Source organism: Rahnella sp. PAMC25617, assembly GCF_050606005.1.
Lineage (GTDB): Bacteria > Pseudomonadota > Gammaproteobacteria > Enterobacterales > Enterobacteriaceae > Rahnella > Rahnella variigena.
This window is the reverse complement of the sequence record NZ_JBOCUM010000003.1, coordinates 105,037-129,598: the sequence shown is the minus strand read 5'-3', so window position 1 is coordinate 129,598 and position 24,562 is coordinate 105,037. Positions and strand designations below refer to the sequence as shown.

The 24,562-nt window shown below is 52.4% G+C and carries 20 protein-coding genes; 16 read left to right on the top strand and 4 right to left on the bottom strand.

Going from position 1 to position 24,562, the window contains the following annotated elements:
• Positions 1-39: 39 nt before the first annotated feature.
• Both pta and ackA read right to left on the bottom strand, forming a co-directional pair.
• Entirely contained in the window at positions 40-2,184 is a 2,145-nt protein-coding gene (gene pta / locus ACM615_RS02690) for a phosphate acetyltransferase (protein ID WP_181955538.1), read from the bottom strand.
• A gap of 180 nt (positions 2,185-2,364) precedes the next feature.
• A complete protein-coding gene (gene ackA / locus ACM615_RS02685) occupies positions 2,365-3,567 on the bottom strand; it encodes an acetate kinase (RefSeq protein WP_129639051.1) in 1,203 nt (400 codons plus the stop codon).
• A gap of 519 nt (positions 3,568-4,086) precedes the next feature.
• Between ackA and yfbV the strand changes: the two genes are divergently transcribed.
• The 4 genes from yfbV to ACM615_RS02665 all read left to right on the top strand — a co-directional run bounded on the left by yfbV (position 4,087) and on the right by ACM615_RS02665 (position 7,864).
• Positions 4,087-4,542: a terminus macrodomain insulation protein YfbV gene (gene yfbV / locus ACM615_RS02680; protein WP_112289915.1), complete on the top strand. Its 456-nt coding sequence runs from the start codon at positions 4,087-4,089 to the stop codon at positions 4,540-4,542.
• A 195-nt stretch (positions 4,543-4,737) separates the two neighbouring features.
• Positions 4,738-5,232 (top strand): YfbU family protein, encoded by a 495-nt coding sequence (locus ACM615_RS02675; RefSeq protein WP_013574583.1) that lies wholly within the window; start codon positions 4,738-4,740, stop codon positions 5,230-5,232.
• Between the two features lie 27 nt (positions 5,233-5,259).
• A complete protein-coding gene (locus ACM615_RS02670; protein ID WP_113877045.1) occupies positions 5,260-5,913 on the top strand; it encodes a sugar phosphatase in 654 nt (217 codons plus the stop codon).
• A 118-nt stretch (positions 5,914-6,031) separates the two neighbouring features.
• Positions 6,032-7,864 (top strand): SLC13 family permease, encoded by a 1,833-nt coding sequence (locus ACM615_RS02665; RefSeq protein WP_112289919.1) that lies wholly within the window; start codon positions 6,032-6,034, stop codon positions 7,862-7,864.
• Here ACM615_RS02665 and yfbR read toward each other — a convergent pair whose 3' ends face one another.
• Positions 7,865-8,464, bottom strand: a complete 600-nt coding sequence (yfbR, locus tag ACM615_RS02660) for a 5'-deoxynucleotidase (protein WP_112289921.1) — start codon at positions 8,462-8,464, stop codon at positions 7,865-7,867. It lies immediately after the preceding gene.
• A gap of 110 nt (positions 8,465-8,574) precedes the next feature.
• Positions 8,575-9,789, bottom strand: coding sequence for a pyridoxal phosphate-dependent aminotransferase (locus ACM615_RS02655; protein WP_113877047.1), 1,215 nt, complete (start codon positions 9,787-9,789; stop codon positions 8,575-8,577).
• 985 nt (positions 9,790-10,774) lie between these two features.
• On the opposite strand from ACM615_RS02655, the gene lrhA reads away from it, so the two are divergent.
• The 12 genes from lrhA (at position 10,775) to nuoL (ending at position 24,475) form a co-directional block, all read left to right on the top strand.
• Positions 10,775-11,719, top strand: coding sequence for a transcriptional regulator LrhA (gene lrhA / locus ACM615_RS02650; RefSeq protein WP_113877048.1), 945 nt, complete (start codon positions 10,775-10,777; stop codon positions 11,717-11,719).
• Positions 11,720-12,433: 714 nt separating this feature from the next.
• The gene (locus tag ACM615_RS02645; protein WP_101076106.1) at positions 12,434-12,877 is read left to right on the top strand and encodes an NADH-quinone oxidoreductase subunit A; all 444 of its coding nucleotides are present in this window, start codon (positions 12,434-12,436) and stop codon (positions 12,875-12,877) included.
• Between the two features lie 22 nt (positions 12,878-12,899).
• Positions 12,900-13,574, top strand: a complete 675-nt coding sequence (locus ACM615_RS02640) for a NuoB/complex I 20 kDa subunit family protein (protein WP_013574590.1) — start codon at positions 12,900-12,902, stop codon at positions 13,572-13,574.
• A gap of 89 nt (positions 13,575-13,663) precedes the next feature.
• Positions 13,664-15,463: an NADH-quinone oxidoreductase subunit C/D gene (gene nuoC, locus ACM615_RS02635; RefSeq protein WP_013574591.1), complete on the top strand. Its 1,800-nt coding sequence runs from the start codon at positions 13,664-13,666 to the stop codon at positions 15,461-15,463.
• A 2-nt stretch (positions 15,464-15,465) separates the two neighbouring features.
• Positions 15,466-16,002: an NADH-quinone oxidoreductase subunit NuoE gene (gene nuoE, locus ACM615_RS02630; RefSeq protein WP_226790007.1), complete on the top strand. Its 537-nt coding sequence runs from the start codon at positions 15,466-15,468 to the stop codon at positions 16,000-16,002.
• On the top strand, positions 15,999-17,360 hold the full coding sequence (gene nuoF, locus ACM615_RS02625) for an NADH-quinone oxidoreductase subunit NuoF (protein ID WP_112289929.1): 1,362 nt from the start codon (positions 15,999-16,001) through the stop codon (positions 17,358-17,360). Before nuoE ends, nuoF begins: the two co-directional genes overlap by 4 nt.
• Positions 17,361-17,501: 141 nt before the next feature.
• The gene (nuoG, locus tag ACM615_RS02620; protein ID WP_112289958.1) at positions 17,502-20,228 is read left to right on the top strand and encodes an NADH-quinone oxidoreductase subunit NuoG; all 2,727 of its coding nucleotides are present in this window, start codon (positions 17,502-17,504) and stop codon (positions 20,226-20,228) included.
• Entirely contained in the window at positions 20,225-21,202 is a 978-nt protein-coding gene (gene nuoH, locus ACM615_RS02615; RefSeq protein WP_112289931.1) for an NADH-quinone oxidoreductase subunit NuoH, read from the top strand. The genes nuoG and nuoH overlap by 4 nt, the downstream gene beginning before the upstream one ends.
• A gap of 14 nt (positions 21,203-21,216) precedes the next feature.
• A complete protein-coding gene (gene nuoI / locus ACM615_RS02610) occupies positions 21,217-21,759 on the top strand; it encodes an NADH-quinone oxidoreductase subunit NuoI (RefSeq protein ID WP_112289933.1) in 543 nt (180 codons plus the stop codon).
• A gap of 12 nt (positions 21,760-21,771) precedes the next feature.
• Positions 21,772-22,332 carry an NADH-quinone oxidoreductase subunit J gene (gene nuoJ / locus ACM615_RS02605; RefSeq protein ID WP_120162063.1) on the top strand — a complete coding sequence of 187 codons (561 nt, stop codon included), beginning with the start codon at positions 21,772-21,774 and terminating at the stop codon, positions 22,330-22,332.
• The gene (gene nuoK, locus ACM615_RS02600; RefSeq protein WP_004936014.1) at positions 22,329-22,631 is read left to right on the top strand and encodes an NADH-quinone oxidoreductase subunit NuoK; all 303 of its coding nucleotides are present in this window, start codon (positions 22,329-22,331) and stop codon (positions 22,629-22,631) included. The genes nuoJ and nuoK overlap by 4 nt, the downstream gene beginning before the upstream one ends.
• Positions 22,628-24,475, top strand: coding sequence for an NADH-quinone oxidoreductase subunit L (gene nuoL, locus ACM615_RS02595; RefSeq protein WP_113877050.1), 1,848 nt, complete (start codon positions 22,628-22,630; stop codon positions 24,473-24,475). The genes nuoK and nuoL overlap by 4 nt, the downstream gene beginning before the upstream one ends.
• Positions 24,476-24,562: the final 87 nt, after the last annotated feature.

The window sequence follows — 24,562 nt, the reverse complement described above, 5'->3', positions numbered from 1 at the left end:
CGTTTTGCGTTCAGAAGCTTTGCGCTCAGAGGTTCTGGCTTATTTAGCCGGAACCGCAGCTTCTGCCTGAGCAGACTGAATCGCGGTCAGTGCCACGGTGTAGACGATATCGTCTACCAGTGCGCCACGGGACAGGTCGTTAACCGGTTTACGCATACCTTGCAGCATCGGCCCGATAGAGACCAGATCCGCAGAGCGCTGTACCGCTTTATACGTGGTGTTACCGGTGTTCAGGTCAGGGAAGATGAACACGGTCGCTTTACCCGCAACCGGCGAGTTTGGCGCTTTGGATTTTGCAACGTCAGCCATGATTGCGGCGTCGTATTGCAGCGGACCATCGATGATAAGATCAGGACGTTTTTCCTGGGCCAGACGGGTCGCTTCACGCACTTTCTCGACATCGCTACCTGCGCCGGAGTTACCGGTTGAGTAGGAGATCATCGCAACGCGTGGTTCGATACCAAATGCCGCTGCGGAATCCGCAGACTGGATAGCGATTTCAGACAGTTGCTCAGCGGTTGGATCCGGGTTGATCGCACAGTCGCCGTATACCAGAACCTGGTCAGGCAGCAGCATGAAGAACACAGAAGAAACCAGTGAGCTGCCCGGCGCGGTTTTGATCAACTGCAACGGTGGGCGGATGGTGTTTGCGGTGGTGTGAACCGCACCGGAAACCAGACCATCAACGTTACCTTGTTCCAGCATCAGCGTGCCCAGAACCACGTTGTCTTCCAGTTGCTCGCGCGCAACCACTTCGGTCATGCCTTTGCTTTTACGCAATTCAACCAGACGTGCCACGTATTCTTCGCGCACAACAACCGGATCAACGATTTCGATGCCTTTACCCAGCGTCACACCCTGAGCCGCTGCAACGCGTTTGATCTCGTCAGGATTACCCAACAGAACGCATTCCGCGATACCACGTTCAGCACACAGCGCTGCCGCTTTCACGGTGCGTGGCTCGTCGCCTTCTGGCAGAACGATGCGTTTACCGGCTTTACGGGCCAGTTCGGTCAGCTGATAACGGAAGGCTGGCGGAGAAAGACGACGTGAACGCTCGGAGTGGGCGCTCAGGGAATTGATCCAGTCAGCATTGATGTGAGACGCCACGTACTGCTGCAGTTTCTCTACGCGCTGATGGTCATCTGCAGGAACTTCCAGGTTGAAGCTTTGCAGGCTCAGGGACGTCTGCCAGGTGTTGGTATCTACCATGAAGACTGGCAGGCCGGTCTGGAAGGCGCGTTCGCACAGGCTGTTGATGCGCTCATCAATTTCGTAGCCGCCGGTCAGCAGGATCGCACCGATTTCTACGCCATTCATGGCGGCCAGACAGGCTGAAACCAGCACGTCCGGACGGTCAGCAGAAGTGACCAGCAGGGAACCCGGACGGAAATGCTCCAGCATATGAGGAATGCTGCGTGCGCAGAAGGTCACGGATTTCACGCGGCGGGTTTTGACGTCGCCTTCGTTGATGATGCGGGCGTTCAGGTGCTTGGCCATGTCAATTGCGCGAGTGGCAATCAGCTCGAAGCTCCATGGAATGCAACCCAGAACCGGCAGCGGGCTGTTGGCGAACAGCTGAGTCGGGTCGATATTTGCCACGCTGGCTTTGGTTGAATCATCAAAGATTTCAGACAGATCAGGACGGGTACGACCCTGATCATCAACCGGTGCATTCAGTTTGTTAATGATAACGCCGGTGATGTTTTTATTTTTGCTGCCGCCGAAGCTGGAACGGGCCAGTTCGATACGTTCTTTGAGTTGCGCAGGAGAATCATTGCCCAGCGCCAGAACGAAGACGATTTCTGCGTTCAGGGTTTTAGCGATTTCATAGTTCAGCGCGTTGGCGAACTGGTGTTTACGGGTTGGCACTAAACCTTCCACCAGCACCACTTCTGCGTCTTTGGTATTTTCATGGTAACGCGCGATGATCTCTTCCATCAGCACGTCCTGCTGGTTGGAGCTCAGCAGCGTTTCAACGTGGCTCATTTTCAGCGGTTCAGCTGCAGTCACGGTAGAGTTAGCACGAATGATGGTGGTGGTCTGGTCAGGAGCATCGCCGCCAGCACGCGGTTGAGCGATTGGCTTGAAGATGCTCAGGCTGACGCCTTTTTGTTCCATGGCACGGATCACGCCCAGGCTGACGCTGGTCAGACCAACGCTGGTGCCTGTAGGGATCAACATAATTGTACGGGACACGGCTAAACCTCTTTAACGGTTGCCAGGCAGGGACATTCGCAGGTTTGTGCAAAGGGGATAATGATCAGCATAAGCGCGATGATTATCCTGCGCGGTGCGTCCAAACGGGCGGCGTTTGCCTTTGAGTGAAAAATTGCCCGCATGACGCGGGCAGTCTTGAATCGATTATGCAGTCAGACGCGCGGCGTCTTGTGCAATCACCAGCTCTTCGTTGGTCGGGATGACCAGAGCGGTGCGGGTGCCTTCTTTATTGATCGCGCCGGATTTGCCGAAACGGGCAGCCAGGTTGCGTTCGTGGTCAACTTCAAAGCCCAGCAGGCCCAGTTTAGCCAGAGACAGTTCGCGAACCATTGCGGCGTTTTCACCAATGCCGCCAGTGAATACCACGGCGTCGAGACGGCCTTCCATCAGTGAAGTATACGCACCGATGTATTTCGCCAGACGATGGCAGAACACGTCCATTGCACGTTTTGCATCCGCTTTGGTGGTGTAGTTGTCTTCCACATAACGGCAGTCGCTGGTGACTTCGGTCAGACCCAGCAGGCCAGATTCTTTGGTCAGCATTTTGTTGATTTGATCAACACTCATGCCCAGAGAATCATGCAGATGGAAGATGATAGCCGGGTCGATGTCACCGCTACGCGTACCCATCACCAGACCTTCCAGCGGGGTCAGACCCATGGAGGTGTCTACACATTTACCGTTACGGATGGCGCTGACAGAACCGCCGTTACCCAGGTGGCAAGTGATCAGATTCACTTCTTCCACTGGCTTGTTCAGCATTTTTGCGGCTTCCTGAGTCACATAGAAGTGACTGGTGCCGTGTGCGCCGTAACGACGGACATGGTGATCTTTATACAGGCTGTACGGCAGGGCGTAGAGATAAGACTCTTCCGGCATGGTCTGATGGAAAGCGGTGTCGAAAACGGCAACGTTTTTATCAGCCAGTTTAGGGAAAGATTTCAGCGCTTCATCGATACCGATCAGGTGAGCCGGGTTATGCAGCGGTGCAAACGGGATAGATTCTTTGATACCTTCGATGACAGCGTCGGTGATCAGCATGGACTTGGTCAGCTTTTCGCCGCCATGAACGATGCGGTGGCCGATTGCAACCAGCTCTGCGGACAGCTCAGGTTTTTTGCTCAGAATGTTGTTAACGATAAACTTCAGCGCTTCACTGTGTGCGGCACCCGCACCTAAAGCGGCTTCTTCTTTGCCACCGTCCATTTTCCATTTAATGCGTGCTTCTGGCAGATGGAAACATTCGGCTAAACCTGAAATGTGTTCTTCGCCGTTTGCAGCATCAATGATGGCAAACTTAAGGGAAGAACTACCACAGTTAAGAACCAGTACAAGCTTACTCGACATGGAAGTACCTATTTATTGTTGGTGCTGTTTAAGAAAAACAATACACGTGGTTAATAAATCGTCAATCTGACATCAAGCGTAGCGCATAATGGCGGTGACAATTATGATTAACATCATGCCGGAGAGCCAAAACCGGCATGATGATGAAAAAGCTGGAGAATCGCCGGGCTCTGGTTGTTCAAGCCCTCTGATAACAGGGGAATAATCTGTGCATGGGCACAAAGTATCTCTGTTATGCGCCTTCAGGATGTTACTAATCAGTAAAAACACTAACAAAAAATACAATAACTAATTACAAAACCACCCAGAGCAAGGCACTATGCTTAATATAGGGAGCAAACATTGCAAATTACCGTTTGTATCCCAACTTTATTATGATGTCGTTGCCTGAGAGGGTTGCGAGGCTGCGATAGAATACCGACAGTGTCAGTAAAAACAAAATATATTTTATCGTGGTAAACTCCAGTTTGTGTTTTACAACTATTTTTTAAATTTTATACGTGAAGTTGAGGTGCAGATATGACGAGTAAGCCAACAGGCTCCGTAAGCTGGTTTCAGATCTTCCAGCGCGGACAGCACTATATGAAGACATGGCCGTCAGATAAGCGCCTGGCTCCTATGTTTCCGGAGAACCGCATCTCTACGGCCACCCGTTTTGCCGTGCGTATTATGCCGCCGGTGGCTGTATTTACCCTGACGTGGCAAATTGCCCTCGGTGGCCAGCTCGGGCTGGCGGTAGCTACAGCGATTTTTGCCTGCAGTTTGCCAATGCAGGGCTTGTGGTGGCTCGGTCGCCGTTCCGTGACGCCTCTGCCTCCTGGTTTACTCGGCTGGTTCCATGATGTGCGCAATAAGCTTGCAGAAGCCGGGCAAGCGCTGGCACCGATTGAAGGCACCCCGACCTATCAGTCTTTAGCTGACGTGCTTAAACGCGCGTTCAAGCAACTCGATAAAACATTTTTAGACGATCTGTAAGCCTGATTTCTCCACTGACCCTGTCAGCCATCATCTATAGTCTTTCATAAGTTGCATGACACCGGAGGAAAGTCCCCTCCGGTGATTATTTCAGATGAGATCCCGACTCAAATCAAAGAATGGTGTGCTTGCGATTTCGCAGAACTTTGCGCTATGCCATGCTTTGCTCATTATGCAGACATGAGGATTTTCACGATGGAAATGACTAACGCTCAACGCCTGATTTTATCGAATCAATACAAAATGATGACCATGCTGGATCCCGATAATGCGGAACGGTATCGCCGGTTACAGACGGTAATTGAACGCGGTTTTGGTTTGCAAATGCGCGAGCTGGACAGAGATTTCGGTGAGCTGCCGGAAGAAACCTGTCGCACAGTGATTAATATTATGGAAATGCACCATGCCATGCAGGTGTCATGGACCAATCTTAAAGATACACAGGATTTGGATCGTCGCCGTATTGATTTCCTTGGTTTCGATGCCGCCACTGAATCCCGTTATTTAAGCTATGTTCGTTTTATGGTGAATACCGAAGGGCGTTACACTGACTTCGATGCAGGCACGCATGGCTTTAACTCGCAGACCAAAATGTGGGATAAATACCAGCGTATGCTGGCGGTATGGCAATCGTGCCCGCGTCAGTACCATCTGAGTGCGGTAGAGATCGCGCAAATCATTAATGCTTAATGCGAAATAACCAAAGGGGAATTGCCTGTGGAGTGCAAAGGTTTCTTGTTCGACCTTGATGGGACGTTAGTGGATTCATTACCGGCAGTTGAGCGTTCATGGATTAACTGGGCGCTCAGTTGGGGAGTCAATCCTCAGGATGTTCTGGCGTTCATTCACGGCAAACAGGCGATTACTTCCTTACGTCATTTCATGGAAGGCGAAAGTGAAGAAACGATTCAGAAAGAGTTTCTAAAACTGGAACAAATTGAGGCGACCGACACTGAAGGCGTCACTGCGCTTCCCGGCGCGCATTTACTGTTAAGCGAGCTCAACCGCCAGAACATTCCCTGGGCGATTGTGACCTCCGGTTCAATGCCTGTCGCCAGCGCCCGTCATAAAGCGGCGAACTTGCCAGAGCCCGAAGTGTTTATTACTGCGGAGCAGGTGAAACACGGCAAACCTCAACCGGATGCCTATCTGCTTGGCGCAGAACGTTTAGGTCTGGCACCGGAAGATTGTGTTGTTGTCGAAGATGCCGCTGCGGGCGTGATGGCCGGTCTGGCTGCGGGCTGCAAAGTCATTGCGGTTAATGCGCCTGATGACACTCCGGGCATTGAAAACGTTGATTTTGACCTGTCGACGCTGGAAATTCTGCTGGTCAGCAGTTCCGGCGAAGGCGTAAAAGTCAGCCTGCGTTAAGTACAGAAAAAACACAGTTTCCTTCTTTAAATTGATATAAACCTCGCTTATGCGGGGTTTTTTTATGCCATTCTGATACCCGTCCTGCCTCTCAATCTCAACGCAAACGGAGTGTGTTTTGACCGGTGAATTATTTTGGGTAGTCACGTTACTTGTTATTGCTATGGTGCTGTTCGCACGCAATACGCTGCGAATGGATATTGTGGCGTTGCTGGTGATCATTGCCTTCGTGCTAAGCGGCACGCTGACCATCAATGAAGCGCTAGCGGGATTCAGTGATCCCAACGTGATTCTGATTGCTGCCCTGTTTGTCGTCGGGCATGGTCTGGTGAGAACCGGCGTGGCCTATCAGGTTGGCGACTGGCTGATGAAAGTCGCCGGTAACAGTGAAACACGGATGCTGGTTTTGCTGATGCTCACGGTGGCCGGTCTCGGTGCTTTTATGAGTTCCACCGGTGTGGTCGCGATCTTCATTCCTGTTGTCATCAGCGTTTCTGCCCGCATGAAAACCTCTCCCGCACGGCTGATGATGCCACTGAGTTTCGCCGGGCTTATCAGCGGCATGATGACGCTGGTTGCGACACCGCCGAATATGGTGGTTAACAGTGAATTGCTGCGTGAAGGATTCGATGGTTTTGGTTTCTTCGGGGTCACACCGGTCGGACTGGTGGTGCTGATCATGGGCGTTGGCTATATGCTGATCGCACGTCGCTGGCTCTCATCCGATAACGCTTTGCAGGATAAACAGCGCTGGAAACGCCGGACTTTTCGCGATTTGATCCGCGACTATCGTCTGACCGGCCGGGCGCGAAGGGTAACAGTCCGCCCCGGTTCTCCGCTGGTCGGACGCACGCTGGATGATTTACACCTGCGTTCGCGTTATGGCGCAAATGTGGTGGGCATTGAACGCTGGCGTAAGTTTCGCCGTGTGATGGTCAGCGCGACAGGGAATACCGAACTGTTTGCCCGCGATGTGTTGCTGCTTGATATGTCCGATTCCGGCATATCATTCAGGCAGTTTTGTACCGATGAAATGCTTGAGCCGATGGTGTTACGCGGCGAATATTTCTCTGAACAATCGAGAGATGTCGGTATGGCCGAAGTGTCGTTAATCCCTGATTCCGAGTTGTTAGGCAAAACACTGCGTGACGTGGCTTTCCGTTCGACCTATGGCCTGAACGTTGTTGGCATCCGCCGTCAGGGGGAAGCGCTCGAAGGCAGACTGGTGGATGAGGAATTACAGCTGGGCGATATGTTGCTGGTGATTGGTGACTGGAAACTTATCCGCCAGCTTCAGCAACAGATGCATGATTTCATCGTGCTGAATCTTCCTGCTGAAGTGGACGAAGTCGCACCTGCGCTGAGCCAGGCACCTCATGCGCTGTTTTGCCTGGCGCTGATGGTCGCGCTGATGCTCACCGACGACGTGCCCAATGCGATTGCCGCCATTATCGCCTGCATTCTGATGGGCAAATTCCGCTGCATTACGATGGAAGGTGCTTATAAAGCCATTCACTGGCCTAGCCTGCTGTTAATCATCGGGATGATGCCTTTTGCGCTGGCGCTGCAAAAAACCGGCGGTGTGGCGTTGATAGTGAAGGGGTTGATGGAAGTCAGCGGCGGTTACGGCCCTTATATGATGCTGCTGAGTTTGTTCATTCTCTGCGCGGGGATCGGGCTGTTTATTTCCAATACGGCGACTGCCGTGCTGATGGCGCCGATCGCGATTGCGGCGGCGCATCAGATGGGCGTGTCGCCTTACCCGTTCACCATGATCATCGCGATTGCCGCGTCTGCTGCCTTTATGACACCGGTGTCGTCACCAGTGAACACGCTGGTGATGGTGCCGGGTAACTATAAATTCGGCGACTTTATCCGCATCGGCGTGCCTTTTACGTTGCTGGTGATGGTCGTCAGCGTGTTTCTGGTGCCAGTGCTTTTCCCGTTCTGATCACATCGGGGAATCGAGGCTGATCTCATCCAGTGACAGACTGAAGCTCGGAATAAAGACTTCCATAAAGTAGTCCATTTCCGGGCTTTTTCTGTCTGCCAGCGTTTTTTCCAGGCGTGCCTTTGCCAGGGTGAATTCATTGTTTCCCGCAGACAGCTCTTCAAGACATTTCAGATAAGCACACAGTGCGTCAGCCTGTTTGACCGTCAGCTTTTCATCTTCAGTGTAATAATGCTCGTCAATCAGCGGGCGGAAATCTTCCTGCAATTCCTTCGGCAACATTTCAATCAGCTTTTGCTGAGCAATTTTCTCAATCTTTTTGTATTCATGCGCAATTTGCGGATTGTAATACTTGATAGGCGTTGGCATATCGCCGGTCAGCACTTCACTGGCGTCATGATACATCGCGAGCAGGGCAACGCGTTCAGCGCTCAGATTGCCGTTAAATTTACGGTTCTTAATGACAGCTAAAGCGTGAGCCACGAAGGCAACCTGCAGGCTGTGCTCAGAGACATTCTCTGTGCGGACATTGCGCATCAGCGGCCAGCGGCTGATCAGTTTGAGGCGGGAAAGATGGGCGAAAAAATGACTCTGATTCATAGCACTCTCAATAACAACGGTGAATGAGCGTCCATTGTGAGCAGTGCGGGGCAGTGATGTAAATAGGCGAAAGAGAAAAGGGCGCAGCCGTTGATGCTGCGCCCTGAACATTACTGGCGGTAGGTCTCGAGGAAACGGCCCAGTTTGTTAACGGCCATTTCCAGTTCGTCCACGCGCGGCAGCGTGACGATGCGGACATGATCCGGATACGGCCAGTTAAAGGCGGTACCCTGAACCAGCAAGACTTTTTGCTGAAGCAGCAAGTCGAGCACCATTTTCTGGTCGTCATGGATGTTGAAACGTTTGGCGTCAATACGCGGGAACATATACAGCGCGCCTTTCGGCTTCACGCAGGAAACCCCCGGGATTTCATTGATCAGCTCCCATGCGCGGTCACGCTGTTCAACCAGACGTCCGCCCGGCTGAATAAACTCGCTGATGCTCTGGTATCCGCCCAATGCGGTTTGAATAGCGTGTTGCATCGGCACGTTGGCACACAGACGCATCGAGGCCAGCATTTCGAGACCTTCGATATAACCTTTCGCATGCTTCTTCGGCCCGTTCAGAACCATCCAGCCCTGGCGGAATCCGGCCACGCGGTAGGTTTTTGAAAGACCGTTAAAGGTAACGGTCAGCAGATCCGGTGCCAGAGAAGCGATTGAAATATGCTCAGCTTCGTCATACAGAATTTTGTCGTAAATTTCGTCTGCGAAGATAATCAGGTTGTGCTCGCGGGCGATGTCAACAATCTGCATCAGCAATTCTTTGCTGTAGACCGCACCCGTCGGGTTGTTCGGGTTGATGATCACTATACCGCGGGTGCGCGGGGTGATTTTGTCACGAATATCGGCGATATCAGGGAACCAGTCCGCGCCCTCGTCACACAGATAATGCACCGCGTTACCACCGGAAAGTGAAACCGCTGCAGTCCACAACGGATAGTCCGGCGCAGGCACCAGCATTTCGTCGCCGGTGTTCAGTAATGCCTGCATTGACTGAACGATGAGCTCAGAAACACCGTTGCCGATATAGATATCTTCAACCGTGATGTCGCGCATATCGCGCGCCTGATAGTGCTGCATGATCGCTTTACGGGCAGAAAACAGACCTTTGGAATCACAGTAGCCTTGCGCCGTCGGCAGATTGCGGATGACATCGACCAGAATTTCGTCCGGTGCGTCAAATCCGAATGGCGCCGGGTTGCCGATGTTCAGTTTGAGGACTTTGTTACCTTCTTCTTCAAGGCGTTTTGCTTCTTTAAGCACCGGGCCGCGAATGTCATAACAGACGTTGTCCAGTTTGTGGGATTTTTCAATCGGGGACATGTAAATGAGAGCCTTTTGCAGTAAAGCCTGTTCTTCCCTGGCGACGAGCGGCCGCAGAGCAGTGCGAATGGCACAATTTACTCCCCGACAGAGGGCAAGAGAAGGGCTTTGCACCGTTTTGGTGAAAAACAGCAGTAAAGTCAACTGAGGCGGGCTTTTAACAAAGTGTTTGAATCATCATGTGGTTTTTAATTCTTGTTTCTGTGTGTTTTTCGTTTTTATATTTTGCAAATGTACACTTTACGAACAATAAATTCACTGTTTTCGCTGGCTGCACCGCTTAATGCGTTAATCCCGCCAGAGCAAATTTTGAACTGAACATCATGAAAACTTACCAAAGCTCGATAAATTCTGAAAAAAAATTGGGCAGTCCTGTTTTATTGATAAAAATTCTTAACAAGCGTCAGTGTTATTTCGCTAATGTATAATAATGAATGCTGGATAGATGATCATGTTCTTAATGATAACTGAAACCTATTTCATTAATGTATGAAAATGCTTTTGAGCCCTATATTTTAATTTTCCAGCGCAAACAAATTTTGAAGAAACTAGAAAAATCTTAATCTTGCTTTAACTATACCTGGCTGAGAAATTCTGTTATTCGCGTGACTCAATGAATTTGTTGAATTATATTTTCACTGGCTGATTTTATTAATTAATTTGGCTTATGTTTTCAATGCGTGAGATCGTGCGGATTTTCGGCTATTGCAGACAGAAAGCGCACGCAGGCGGGTTATGGAAGGGTTCAGCAGGACAGACTATATTAATTAAGATGCTCTAATCATTTAGCCTTTATGTGGATTTAGAGTGGGCGAAGTTAATGCCCGTATCCTCACAATGGCCAAAACTTTCATGCACAAATATTTCTCAATTTAGCTTATCAAATGAGTGAGTATCCGACATATCTGGTATTCTGCTTTTTGCGGGTACTTTGACGCACCATCAGGGTAGCTTGTTATTAGATTCTATAAAGTGAAGAAAAACTATGACAATTGCAAATCGTCCAATCCTCAATCTCGATCTCGACCTGTTGAGGACATTTGTAGCTGTTGCTGATTTAAATACGTTCGCTGCGGCTGCTGCTGCTGTGTGTCGTACTCAGTCGGCGGTAAGCCAACAAATGCAACGTCTAGAACAACTCGTTGGAAAAGAACTGTTTGCCAGACATGGACGCAATAAATTATTAACTGAACATGGTATTCAGTTATTGGGGTATGCACGCAAAATCCTTCGTTTCAATGATGAAGCCTGCACCTCTTTGATGTACAGCAATGTTCAGGGCGGGATAACGATTGGTGCGTCAGATGATACAGCTGACACCATTTTGCCTTTCCTGCTCAGCCGGGTGACGTCGATCTATCCTAAGTTGTCGATTGATGTCCGCGTGAAACGCAGTCCTTTCATGCTATCGATGCTTGAAAGTGAGGAAGTGGACTTGGCCATCACTACGATGACCAATACCGACCACCCGCACATCGTTCTGCGCACTTCGCCAACGCTCTGGTACTGTTCAGCGGATTTTGCTTATCCTTCCGGGGACAGCGTGCCACTGGTGGTGCTTGATGAGCCCAGCCCTTATCGTTTAATGGCGACTGAACATCTTAATCAGGCAGGGATCCCGTGGCGTATTGCGTATGTGGCTTCTACATTGTCTGCCATTCGTGCGGCAGTGCGTGCCGGTCTGGGCGTGACTGCGCGACCTATCGAAATGATGAGTCCGGAGTTACGTGTTTTGGGTGAACAGGACGGTTTACCACGACTGCCTGACACGCAGTATGTGCTGTACAAAAATGCCCGTTGTGAAAATGAACTGGCCATGGCGATTTTCAATGCCGTGGAGCAGGGGAATGATCCTTATTCGCTTAGCGCTTATGGTCCGCGTCCGGTAGTGGATGATGATCAGGAGTTCCTGGCAGATCCCCAAAATTAATATTTTCGCCCAGCTTTACCTTCCGCCTCCGCTTAACGGGGCGGGGGTAAAGGCTTCTACCTCTTTTGAGGTGCAAGAGTTATACTTTTAGTGCTTCTGTTTATTATTTCGCGTAAAACCCGCCTTTTATAACCTTATCGCTTCCCGCTCCCTGTAAAGACCCTTGTTCGCAACACTCCCCAACCACAATTGAGCGACTAAATGGCGAAAAAACCAGCATTTTTCAACGTTAAAAAATAGCATCAAATTTTTCCGTAGATCGCTTGTCGTTTTTTGAAAATCAACAAAACTTGTTAAAAGTGTGCCTTTTTATCTCTCAAAATTGACAGAACTCTGACACAGATCAAAAAAATAACCCTATTAAGAGAGTGGAAGCGCTGCCTATTCCTGCGACAATAGGAAAGTACGAAAGATGTCATAACTCCCATCACAGGCTCATGCTTTACCAGAGTATTTTACTGACACGATTTAGCTTAAGTACCGGCGCATGATATGTTAATTAAATGCTATGCATGTAAACTAATGTGGAGATACTTTTGTCAAAGTTGACAAAAGGTTATAGAAAAGGGTAAAAAGCCCACAACAAATCACTGGCTTAATGCCTTGTTGAGCCGTGAACTGTGTGGTTTTTAATCCTTCCCTTGAATCGATGTGGTGCGCAAGCTGCCGACCTTACAGAGCAGATGCCAAAGTGCCACTTTTGATGAGTAAGCAATGAGTATGTCAACAGCCACTGAAGTCATCGCTCAACACTGGGCGTTCGCCGTTTTTCTTGTCGTCGCAATGGGTCTTTGTTGCCTGATGTTACTGGGCGCCGCGTTTCTTGGCGGGAGAGCCAGAGCGCGTTACAAAAACACGCCTTTTGAATCAGGTATCGCCTCTGTCGGCACTGCCCGACTGCGTCTGTCCGCCAAGTTCTATCTGGTCGCCATGTTCTTCGTTATTTTCGACGTTGAAGCCCTGTATCTGTATGCATGGTCAACATCTATTCGCGAAAGCGGCTGGACCGGATTCGTTGAAGCCACCATTTTCATTTTGGTACTGCTGGCTGGTTTGTTCTATCTGGTGCGTATTGGCGCACTCGACTGGACACCAACACGTTCGAAAGGACCTGTTAAACCAAGCCCGGCGATTAATACCAACAGTCACCCTCAGTAAGCAGTCATAGCGAGGCATTAAGATGGACTATACGCTCACCCGCATAGACCCGGACGGTGAGAACGACCGTTACCCCCTGCAATCTCAGGAGGTCGTCGGCGATCCTCTTCAGGAACAGGTTAAACGCAGCGTCTTCATGGGAAATCTCCAGGAATCACTGCATGGCATGGTGAACTGGGGTCGTAAGAATTCCCTTTGGCCGTATAACTTCGGTCTTTCATGCTGTTACGTGGAAATGGTGACGTCATTCACTGCGGTGCATGACGTTGCGCGTTTTGGCGCAGAAGTTCTGCGTGCTTCACCACGTCAGGCTGACTTCATGGTGGTAGCCGGAACCTGCTTCACCAAAATGGCGCCGGTTATTCAGCGTTTGTACGATCAGATGCTGGAACCAAAATGGGTCATTTCGATGGGTGCCTGTGCGAATTCCGGCGGTATGTACGATATTTATTCTGTCGTTCAGGGCGTGGATAAATTCCTGCCTGTCGATGTGTACATCCCGGGATGCCCGCCGCGTCCGGAAGCCTATATGCAGGCTCTGCTACTGCTGCAGGAATCCATCGGCAAAGAACGTCGCCCATTGTCATGGGTTGTTGGCGATCAGGGTGTTTACCGCGCGAATATGCAGTCTGAAAAAGAGCGTAAACGTGCTGAGCGTATTGCAGTGACAAATCTGCGTTCGCCGGACGAGATTTAACACTGCGGTCTGAGAGTCAACCCTGAGGGGAGGTGTTTATGAATATCCCCCTTACGGCATAAATGACCATTTAGTGTGGTGAAAAAAATATGACAGATTTGACGACGCAAGATTCCGCCCTGCCAGCATGGCATACCCGTGATCATCTCGATGATCCGGTTATCGGCGAATTGCGTAACCGTTTTGGGCCAGAGGCCTTTACTGTTCAGGCGACCCGCACCGGAATTCCCGTGGTGTGGTTCAAACGTGAACAGTTACTGGAAGCGATTACCTTTTTACGAAAACAGCCAAAACCTTATGTCATGCTTTTCGATTTGCATGGCTTTGATGAGCGTTTACGTACTCACCGCGACGGTTTACCGGCCGCGGATTTTTCCGTTTTCTATCACCTGATCTCGGTCGAGCGTAACCGCGACATCATGATCAAAGTGGCATTGGCAGAAAACGATCTCCATGTTCCGACCATCACCAAAGTGTTCCCGAACGCTAACTGGTATGAGCGCGAAACGTGGGAAATGTTCGGTATTACCTTCGATGGCCATCCGCACCTGACGCGCATCATGATGCCGCAGACCTGGGAAGGGCACCCGCTGCGTAAAGACTATCCGGCACGCGCCACCGAGTTCGATCCTTACGAGCTGACCAAGCAGAAAGAAGAACTCGAGATGGAGTCGTTGACCTTCAAGCCTGAAGACTGGGGCATGAAGCGTGGTACCGAAAATGAGGACTTCATGTTCCTCAACCTCGGTCCTAACCACCCGTCCGCGCACGGTGCTTTCCGTATCATCCTGCAGCTTGATGGTGAAGAGATTGTCGACTGTGTTCCGGACGTCGGTTATCACCACCGCGGTGCTGAGAAAATGGGCGAACGCCAGTCCTGGCACAGCTACATTCCTTACACCGACCGTATCGAATACCTCGGCGGTTGTGTTAACGAAATGCCTTACGTGCTGGCCGTTGAAAAACTCGCCGGTATCGTGACGCCGGATCGCGTTAACACCATCCGTGTCATGCTGTCTGAACTGTTCCGTATCAACAGCCATCTGCTGTATATCTCTACGTTTATTCAGGACGTGGGCGCGATGACTCCGGTGTTCTTCGCCTTTACCGATCGTCAGAAAATCTACGATCTGGTGGAAGCGATCACCGGTTTCCGTATGCACCCGGCCTGGTTCCGTATTGGTGGCGTAGCGCATGACCTGCCGAAGGGCTGGGATCGTCTGCTGCGCGAGTTCCTTGACTGGATGCCAGCGCGTCTGGATTCCTATGTCAAAGCGGCGCTGAAAAACACCATTCTGATTGGCCGTTCCAAAGGCGTAGCTGCGTATAACGCAGACGACGCTCTGGCCTGGGGCACCACCGGTGCTGGCCTGCGCGCAACGGGTATCCCGTTCGATGTGCGTAAATGGCGTCCATACTCTGGCTACGAAAACTTTGACTTTGAAGTCCCGACAGGTGATGGCGTCAGTGACTGCTATTCCCGCGTGATGCTCAAAGTGGAAGAACTGCGTCAGAGCCTGCGCATTCTGGAACAGTGCTACAAAAACATGCCGGAAGGCCCGTTCAAGGCGGATCACCCGCTGACCACGCCGCCACCGAAAGAGCGCACGCTGCAACACATCGAAACCCTGATCACGCACTTCCTGCAAGTGTCGTGGGGGCCGGTCATGCCTGCGCAAGAATCTTTCCAGATGGTTGAAGCAACCAAAGGGATCAACAGCTACTACCTGACCAGTGACGGCAGCACCATGAGCTACCGCACCCGTGTCCGTACGCCAAGCTTCCCGCATTTGCAGCAGATCCCGTCCGTAATCCGTGGCAGCCTGGTATCCGACCTGATCGTGTATCTGGGCAGTATCGATTTTGTAATGTCAGATGTGGACCGCTAACGATGACAGATATCAATAAAGACTCAGAAGTTCAGTACATCAACGTCAGCGAGCCCGTCGCGCCGCCGGTGTTTGTGCTGAGCGACGCTGAACGTGAAGCGATTGAGCACGAAAAACATCACTACGAGGATGCCCGCGCGGCTTCCATCGAAGCGCTGAAGATCGTGCAAAAAGCGCGTGGCTGGGTGCCTGATGGCGCTATCTACGCGATCTCCGATGTTCTGGGCATTCCTGCCAGCGACGTTGAAGGTGTGGCGACATTCTACAGCCAGATCTTCCGTCAGCCGGTGGGTCGCCATGTGATCCGTTACTGTGACAGCGTGGTGTGCCACATCACCGGTTATCAGGGGATCCAGGCTGCTCTGGAACAACAGTTGCACATCAAGCCGGGCGAAACGACCGAAGACGGACGTTTTACCCTGCTGCCGACCTGCTGCCTCGGTAACTGTGACAAAGGCCCGTCAATGATGATTGATGAGGACACGCACAGCCATCTGACGCCAGAAGCGATCGGTTCGCTACTGGAGCGCTACGCATGACCTACATTCCAAGACACATCGAACGCACGCCAGAAATGCACCCGCTGACCTGGCGTATGCGTGATGATAAACAGCCTGTCTGGATTGACGAATACCGCAGCAAAAACGGTTACGTCGGTGCAGAAAAAGCCCTTAAAGGCATGGCTCAGGAAGAAATCGTCAATCTGGTAAAAGACGCTGGCCTGAAAGGGCGCGGCGGCGCAGGTTTCTCCACCGGTCTGAAGTGGAGCCTGATGCCGAAAGACGAAAGCATGAACATCCGCTATCTGCTGTGTAACGCCGATGAGATGGAACCGGGCACGTATAAAGACCGTATGCTGATGGAGCAAATGCCGCACCTGCTGGTGGAAGGCATGTTGATCTCGGCATTCGCGCTGAAGTCTTACCGTGGTTACATCTTCCTGCGTGGCGAATACATCGAAGCTGCTGTGAATCTGCGTCGCGCGATTGCGGAAGCCACAGAAGCGGGCCTGCTGGGTAAAAATATTCTCGGCACCGGTTTTGATTTTGAACTGATTGTTCACACCGGCGCTGGGCGTTACATCTGCGGTGAAGAAACCGCACTGATTAACTCACTGGAAGGCCGCCGTGCTAACCCGCGTTCCAAGCCACCGTTCCCGGCGTCCGCCGGTGCATGGGGTAAACCGACCTGCGTGAACAACGTCGAAACCTTGTGCAACGTGCCAGCCATCCTGGAGCACGGTGTGGACTGGTACAAAGGTATGTCTGCGGGCAAAAGTGAAGATGCCGGCACCAAACTGATGGGCTTCTCTGGTCGGGTAAAAAACCCTGGCGTCTGGGAACTGCCGTTTGGGACTACCGCACGTGAAATTCTTGAAGACTATGCCGGTGGCATGCGTGATGGCCTGAAATTTAAAGCCTGGCAGCCGGGCGGGGCGGGGACCGACTTCCTGACCGCCGATCATCTGGATTTGCCGATGGACTTTGCCAGCATTGGTAAAGCCGGTAGCCGTCTGGGGACCGCACTGGCGATGGCCGTTGACCATGAAATCGGTATGGTTCCGCTGGTGCGTAACCTGGAAGAGTTCTTCGCTCGTGAATCTTGTGGCTGGTGTACACCGTGCCGCGATGGCCTGCCGTGGAGTGTGAAAATTCTTCGTGCGCTGGAACGTGGTGAAGGCCAGCCGGGGGATATCGAAACTCTCCTGCAGCTTTGCCGCCAGCTTGGCCCGGGCAAAACCTTCTGCGCACACGCGCCAGGTGCCGTGGAGCCATTGCAGAGTGCGATTAAATATTTCCGGGAAGAGTTTGAGGCGGGTATCGCCAAACAGCATTACAACAACGCACATGCGATTGCGGGCATTCAGCCGAACAATCTGCTGAAAGAGCGCTGGTAGTGAAGGCAACAGGCAGCGGACGTGAGCCCGCTGTGCGCGAATTTCCGGAACAAGGGACGCGCTGTCGAATGATATACGCCAACCCGGCAAGAATTTTTGATTAACGCCCGTTTAGACGGGCCACGTGGAAGCATGCTGACTATGGCTACGATTCATGTAGACGGCAAAGAATACGACGTAGACGGAGCGGACAACCTGTTACAGGCTTGCCTCTCTCTCGGCCTCGATATTCCTTATTTTTGCTGGCATCCGGCGCTGGGAAGCGTCGGCGCTTGCCGCCAATGTGCGGTTAAGCAATACCAAAACGCGGAAGACACGCGCGGTCGTCTGGTGATGTCATGTATGACACCAGCGTCTGATGGCACCTTCATTTCCATCGACGACTCTGAAGCGAAAGAATTCCGTGAAAGCGTCGTGGAATGGCTGATGACAAACCATCCGCACGACTGTCCGGTGTGTGAGGAAGGCGGTAACTGTCACCTGCAGGATATGACAGTCATGACCGGCCACAGTATGCGCCGTTACCGTTTCACCAAGCGTACCCATAACAACCAGGATCTCGGGCCGTTCATCTCTCATGAAATGAACCGCTGTATCGCCTGTTATCGCTGTGTTCGTTACTACAAGGATTACGCGGACGGCACCGATCTGGGTGTTTATGGCGCGCACGACAACGTCTATTTCGGTCGTCCGGAAGATGGCCCGCTGGAAAGCGAGTTCTCCGGTAACCTGGTAGAAGTGTGTCCGACCGGCGTATTCACCGATAAAACGCACTCCGAACGCTATAACCGTAAATGGGACATGCAGTTTGCGCCAAGCATCTGTCAGCAATGTTCTGTTGGCTGTAACACCAGCCCGGGTGAGCGTTACGGCGAACTGCGTCGTATCGAAAACCGTTATAACGGTACCGTAAACCATTACTTCCTGTGCGACCGTGGTCGTTTCGGTTATGGCTACGTGAACCTGAAAGATCGTCCGAAGAAACCATTGCAACTGCGTGGTAACGACTGGATCGAACTTAACGCCGAACAGGCGATGCAGGGCGCGGCAGACATTATCCGTCAGGCGAAGAAAACCATCGGTATCGGTTCTCCGCGCGCGAGTCTGGAAAGCAACTTTGCGTTGCGCGAACTGGTTGGCGCCGAAAACTTCTATACCGGTATCAACGCGGCAGAGCAGGGGCGTCTGCAACTGATGCTGAGCGTTCTGCGCAACAGCGGTGTTCACACACCGGCGCTGCGTGAAATCGAAGAATACGATGCCGTTCTGGTGCTGGGCGAAGATCTGACTCAGACCGGTGCGCGTATCGCGTTATCTGTTCGTCAGGCCGTTAAAGGCAAAGCCCGCGCGATGGCTGCGGCTCAGCGCGTAGCCGACTGGCAAATCGCGGCAGTCCAGAACATCGGTCAGCACGCCAAACATCCGCTGTTCATTACTAACGTGGACAACACCAAACTCGACGATATCGCAGCTTACAATTACCGTGCACCGGTTGATGAGCAGGCGCGTTTCGGCTTTGCTATCGCCCATGCGTTGGATAATTCTGCGCCAGCGGTCAGCGACCTTGCTGATGGCCTGAACAAGAAAATCGACGTGATCGTGCAGGCACTGACCGGTGCGCGCAAGCCGCTGATCATCACCGGTACGAGCGCCGGTTCTGATGCCATCATCGAAGCCGCTGCAAATATCGCGAAAGCGCTGAAAGTGGCTGGCAGTGATGTCGGCATTACGTTCGTGGCTTCTGCGGCAAACAGCATCGGTCTTTCGATGATTGGTGGCGGCTCGCTGGACGAAGCACTGGAATTGCTGACCCGTGGCGAAGCCGACAGCGCGATCGTCATGGAAAATGACCTTTATCGTCAGGCGCCTGAAGCGAAAGTTGATGCGGCATTAGCGAATGTGCAGAACCTGCTGGTCGTTGACCATCAGCGGACGCGCATTATGGATAAAGCCAGCCTGATCCTGCCTGCGGCAAGTTTCGCAGAAAGCGACGGCACGCTGGTGAACCAGGAAGGCCGCGCACAGCGCTTCTTCCAGGTTTACGATCCGGCTTACTACGACACAACGGTTGCCATGCTGGAAAGCTGGCGCTGGATGCACTCGCTGCATTCCACCATCAACAGCCGCCATGTTGACTGGACGCAGCTGGATCACGTCATTGAAGCCTGCGTTGAAGCACTGCCACAGCTGAAAGGCATGGTAGAAGCTGCGCCAAACGCCAGCTTCCGTATCCGTGGTCAGAAACTGGCGCGTTCTCCGGCACGTTCCAGTGGTCGTACCGCCATGCGCGCGAACATCAGCGTTCATGAACCGCGTCAGCCGCAAGATAAAGACACCATGTTTGCCTTCTCAATGGAAGGGAACAACAGCCCGACAGCCAACCGCAATCAGGTGCCATTCGCCTGGGCGCCGGGCTGGAACTCACCACAAGCCTGGAACAAATTCCAGAGTGAAGTCGGCGGCAGTCTGCGCCATGGTGATCCGGGTGTGCGTTTGATTGAAGCAGGTGAGGGGACACTCGATTACTTCACCACTATTCCGGCTGCCTTTACTGCGCAGAGCGATAACTGGCGTGTTGCGCCTTATTATCACCTGTTCGGCAGCGAAGAAATGACACAGCGCTCTAAGGTGATCCAGCAACGTATGCCACAGGCGTATGTGATGGTTAACCCGGCAGATGCTGCGCAATTAGGGGTGAATGCAGGTTCTCAGGTGGAATTCACCTGTGCCGGTCAGACCCTCAGATTGCCGGTTCGTCTGAGTGAAACATTGAGTCAGGGCCAGGTTGGCCTGCCGCTGGGCTTGCCGGGTATTCCTCCGATACTGGTTGGCGCAACGGTTGAAAATCTGCGGGAGGCAGCACAATGAGCTGGTTTACACCTGTAGTCATTGATTCATTGATCGCTATTCTGAAAGCTGTCGTGATCCTGCTGGTTGTTGTGACCTGCGGGGCCTTTATGAGCTTCGGTGAGCGTCGCTTGCTGGGGCTGTTCCAGAACCGTTACGGACCAAACCGTGTCGGCTGGGGCGGTTCCCTGCAGCTGGTCGCTGACATGATCAAGATGTTCTTCAAGGAAGACTGGGTACCTAAATTCACCGACAAAGCCATCTTTACGCTGGCGCCGATGATTGCATTTACGTCCCTGCTGATCTCCTTTGCGATTGTTCCGGTCAGCCCGACCTGGTTCGCCGCAGACCTGAACATCGGTATTTTGTTCTTCCTGATGATGGCCGGTCTGACCGTCTATGCCGTGTTGTTCGCTGGCTGGTCCAGTAACAACAAATACTCGCTGCTGGGTGCGATGCGTGCATCCGCTCAGACGCTGAGCTACGAAGTGTTCCTTGGCTTATCGCTGATGGGCGTTGTAGCGCAGGCGGGTTCCTTCAATCTGCAAGACATCGTCATTTCTCAGTCGCACATGTGGAACATCATCCCGCAGTTCTTTGGTTTCGTGACCTTTGCGATTGCCGGTGTGGCTGTTTGTCACCGTCACCCGTTTGACCAGCCGGAAGCCGAGCAGGAACTGGCCGATGGTTACCACATTGAATATTCCGGTATGAAATTCGGTCTGTTCTTCGTGGGAGAATACATCGGTATCGTGACTGTCTCTGCGCTGATCGTCACCTTGTTCTTCGGTGGCTGGCAGGGGCCGTTCCTGTATCCGGTGATCTGGTTTGCGCTGAAAACGGCGTTCTTCATGGTGATGTTCATTTTGATCCGTGCTGCTTTACCGCGTCCCCGCTACGACCAGGTGATGTCATTTGGCTGGAAAGTTTGCCTGCCACTGACCTTGCTTAATCTGCTGGCGACCGCTGCGGTCATCTTGTACAACGCGCAATAAGGGGTGATGAAACCATGACATTGAAAGACATAGTGGTCGGGTTCGGTACCCAGGTTCGCAGCTTGTGGATGATAGGCATGCACGCCTTCGCCAAGCGCGAAACCCAGATGTACCCTGAAGTTCCGGTCAATCCACCTCCGCGTTACCGTGGCCGTATCGTGCTGACGCGCGATCCGGACGGTGAAGAGCGCTGCGTTGCCTGTAACCTGTGTGCGGTAGCCTGTCCGGTAGGCTGTATTTCTCTGCAAAAAGCAGAAATGAAAGACGGTCGCTGGTATCCGGAATTCTTCCGCATCAACTTCTCACGCTGCATTTTCTGCGGTCTGTGCGAAGAAGCTTGCCCGACAACAGCCATTCAGCTGACGCCGGACTTCGAGCTGGGCGAATTCAAACGCCAGGATCTGGTGTACGAAAAAGAAGATCTGTTGATCTCTGGGCCGGGTAAATATCCGGAATACAATTTCTACCGGATGGCCGGTATGGCGATTGACGGCAAGTCGAAAGGCGAAGCTGAAAATGAAGCCAAACCGATCAACGTCAAAGGTCTGTTGCCTTAAGGAGCCGCAAGCATGGAATTTGCATTTTATATTGCAGCCCTGGTGGCCGTGTTGGCGACATTGCGTGTTATCACGCATACCAACCCGGTTCATGCACTGCTGTATCTGATCGTCTCTTTACTGGCGATTGCTGCGGTCTTCTTCTCGCTCGGTGCGTATTTCGCCGGTGCCCTGGAGATCATCGTTTACGCCGGCGCCATTATGGTGCTGTTCGTCTTCGTCGTGATGATGCTCAACCTCGGCAATGTCGAAGAACAGGAACGTGCATGGCTTAAACCTGCTACCTGGATCGGACCTTCGGTTCTGTCAGTCATCCTGCTGGTGGTGATGATTATGTCAATCCTCGGCGTGCATGATCACGGTATCAAAGGCGACATGATTGATGCGAAAGCAGTGGGCATCGCGCTGTTCGGGCCTTACGTTCTGGCTGTTGAACTGGCGTCAATGCTGTTGCTGGCCGGTCTGGTCGTGGCATTCCATATTGGTCGTGAACACAAACCGGGTGAAGTCTTCGGTGACGCACCGGTCACGACCGAAATGGCAACAAAAAGAAAACCGGAGGAGAGAGCATGATCCCTCTACAACATGGTCTGATTCTGGCCGCGATCCTCTTTGTTTTGGGGCTTACCGGGCTGCTGGTTCGTCGTAATTTGCTGTTTATGCTGATCAGTCTTGAAGTGATGATTAACGCGGCAGCGCTGGCGTTTATCGTGGCGGGAAGCTACTGGGGTCAGGCAGACGGGCAGGTGATGTACATTCTGGCCATCAGCCTGGCTGCGGCGGAGGCCAGTATTGGTCTGGCGTTGCTGCTGCAACTGTATCGCCGTCGCCACACTCTCAATATTGATACTGTCAGTGAGATGCGCGGATGAACTTACTCTATTTAACAATTTTGTTCCCGCTGATTGGCTTCCTGTTACTGGCCTTTTCACGCGGTCGCTGGTCTGAAAATACCTCTGCTACCATTGGCGTAGGTTCCATTGGTCTGGCAGCAGTGACCACCATTTATGTGGGCATCAATTTCCTCAGCCAGAAAGCGGCGGGCGTGGAAGTCTTTAATCAGCATCTGTGGAACTGGATGCAGGTTGGTGACTTCAATATTCCTGTCACACTGACGCTCGACGGTTTGTCGATGACCATGCTGTCCGTGGTGACCGGCGTCGGTTTCTTCATCCACATGTTCGCTTCCTGGTACATGCGCGGTGAAGAAGGCTACTCACGCTTCTTCGCGTACACCAACCTGTTTATCGCCAGCATGGTGATTCTGGTACTGGCAGACAACCTGTTGCTGATGTACCTCGGTTGGGAAGGTGTGGGTCTGTGCAGTTACCTGTTGATCGGTTTCTACTATACCCATCCGGCAAACGGCGCGGCAGCGATGAAAGCATTTATCGTGACCCGTGTGGGTGACGTGTTCCTGGCTTTCGCACTGTTCATCCTGTACCGCGAACTGGGCACGCTGAACTTCCGTGAACTGATGATCCTGGCACCGCAGAAACTGGCAGTAGGCGACACGGCAATTACCTGGGCGACCCTGATGTTACTGGGCGGCGCAGTGGGTAAATCCGCACAGCTTCCGCTTCAGACCTGGCTGGCAGACGCCATGGCCGGTCCGACGCCGGTTTCCGCGCTGATCCACGCCGCGACCATGGTCACCGCCGGTGTTTACCTGATTGCACGTACTCATGGCCTGTTCCTGATGGCGCCTGAAATCCTGCATCTGGTGGGCATTATCGGTGCGGTCACGCTGGTTCTGGCCGGTTTCGCTGCGCTGGTGCAAACCGATATCAAACGTGTTCTCGCGTACTCGACCATGAGCCAGATTGGTTACATGTTCCTGGCGCTGGGCGTTCAGGCGTGGGATGCCGCTATCTTCCACCTGATGACGCACGCATTCTTTAAAGCACTGTTGTTCCTTTCTTCCGGTTCGGTCATTTTGGCCTGTCACCACGAACAGAACATTTTCAAAATGGGCGGATTACGTAAATCCATTCCTCTTGTCTATATCTGCTTCCTGGTCGGTGGCGCGGCGCTGTCCGCCTTGCCAATCATCACTGCGGGCTTCTTCAGTAAAGATGAAATCCTCGCGGGTGCGCTGGCTAACGGCCACCTGAATCTGATGGTTGCGGGTCTGGTCGGTGCGTTTATGACCTCGCTGTACACCTTCCGCATGATCTTCATCGTCTTCCACGGCGAAGAGAAAATCAAAGCGCATGCGGGTAAAGGCATCACTCACCACCTGCCGCTGCTGGTGTTACTGGTTCTGTCCACCTTTATTGGCGCGATGATTGTTCCGCCACTGAAAGGCGTACTGCCGGATACCACTGAGCTGGCGCATGGCAGTGTGTTGACGCTGGAAATCACATCAGGCGTGATTGCAATTGCGGGCATTCTGCTGGCTGCGGCCCTGTATCTGGGGAAACGCTCGCTGGTCAACAGCATTGCGAAAAGCGCACCGGGCCGTTTCTTCACGACCTGGTGGTTCCATGCCTGGGGCTTCGACTGGCTGTACGACATGATTTTCGTGAAACCTTATCTGCTGGTTGCGAAACTCCTGCAACGTGATCCACTGAACTCAATGATGAATCTGCCTGCGCTGTTTGCCCGTCTGGGTAACCGTGGTCTGACTCTCAGCGAAAACGGTCAGGTTCGTTGGTACGTCGCGTCAATGGGGCTCGGTGCAGTCGTCGTTCTGGCGCTGCTGCTGGTGATTTAAGCCTGCATTACGGGTGTAGTTATCAATGCCGGTCTGTTGGTGTTACGGACCGGCAAGTGAAATAGCCTTCGGGCATAAAAGAAGGGA

What these genes read in the sequence shown, in the direction of transcription:
- pta (WP_181955538.1), bottom strand. Translation starts at nt 2,184, where the DNA reads ATGTTGATCCCTACAGGCACCAGCGTTGGTCTGACCAGCGTCAGCCTG.
- ackA (WP_129639051.1), bottom strand. Translation starts at nt 3,567, where the DNA reads ATGTCGAGTAAGCTTGTACTGGTTCTTAACTGTGGTAGTTCTTCCCTT.
- yfbV (WP_112289915.1), top strand. Translation starts at nt 4,087, where the DNA reads ATGACGAGTAAGCCAACAGGCTCCGTAAGCTGGTTTCAGATCTTCCAG.
- ACM615_RS02675 (WP_013574583.1), top strand. Translation starts at nt 4,738, where the DNA reads ATGGAAATGACTAACGCTCAACGCCTGATTTTATCGAATCAATACAAA.
- yfbR (WP_112289921.1), bottom strand. Translation starts at nt 8,464, where the DNA reads ATGAATCAGAGTCATTTTTTCGCCCATCTTTCCCGCCTCAAACTGATC.
- ACM615_RS02655 (WP_113877047.1), bottom strand. Translation starts at nt 9,789, where the DNA reads ATGTCCCCGATTGAAAAATCCCACAAACTGGACAACGTCTGTTATGAC.
- lrhA (WP_113877048.1), top strand. Translation starts at nt 10,775, where the DNA reads ATGACAATTGCAAATCGTCCAATCCTCAATCTCGATCTCGACCTGTTG.
- ACM615_RS02645 (WP_101076106.1), top strand. Translation starts at nt 12,434, where the DNA reads ATGAGTATGTCAACAGCCACTGAAGTCATCGCTCAACACTGGGCGTTC.
- ACM615_RS02640 (WP_013574590.1), top strand. Translation starts at nt 12,900, where the DNA reads ATGGACTATACGCTCACCCGCATAGACCCGGACGGTGAGAACGACCGT.
- nuoC (WP_013574591.1), top strand. Translation starts at nt 13,664, where the DNA reads ATGACAGATTTGACGACGCAAGATTCCGCCCTGCCAGCATGGCATACC.
- nuoE (WP_226790007.1), top strand. Translation starts at nt 15,466, where the DNA reads ATGACAGATATCAATAAAGACTCAGAAGTTCAGTACATCAACGTCAGC.
- nuoF (WP_112289929.1), top strand. Translation starts at nt 15,999, where the DNA reads ATGACCTACATTCCAAGACACATCGAACGCACGCCAGAAATGCACCCG.
- nuoG (WP_112289958.1), top strand. Translation starts at nt 17,502, where the DNA reads ATGGCTACGATTCATGTAGACGGCAAAGAATACGACGTAGACGGAGCG.
- nuoH (WP_112289931.1), top strand. Translation starts at nt 20,225, where the DNA reads ATGAGCTGGTTTACACCTGTAGTCATTGATTCATTGATCGCTATTCTG.
- nuoI (WP_112289933.1), top strand. Translation starts at nt 21,217, where the DNA reads ATGACATTGAAAGACATAGTGGTCGGGTTCGGTACCCAGGTTCGCAGC.
- nuoJ (WP_120162063.1), top strand. Translation starts at nt 21,772, where the DNA reads ATGGAATTTGCATTTTATATTGCAGCCCTGGTGGCCGTGTTGGCGACA.
- nuoK (WP_004936014.1), top strand. Translation starts at nt 22,329, where the DNA reads ATGATCCCTCTACAACATGGTCTGATTCTGGCCGCGATCCTCTTTGTT.
- nuoL (WP_113877050.1), top strand. Translation starts at nt 22,628, where the DNA reads ATGAACTTACTCTATTTAACAATTTTGTTCCCGCTGATTGGCTTCCTG.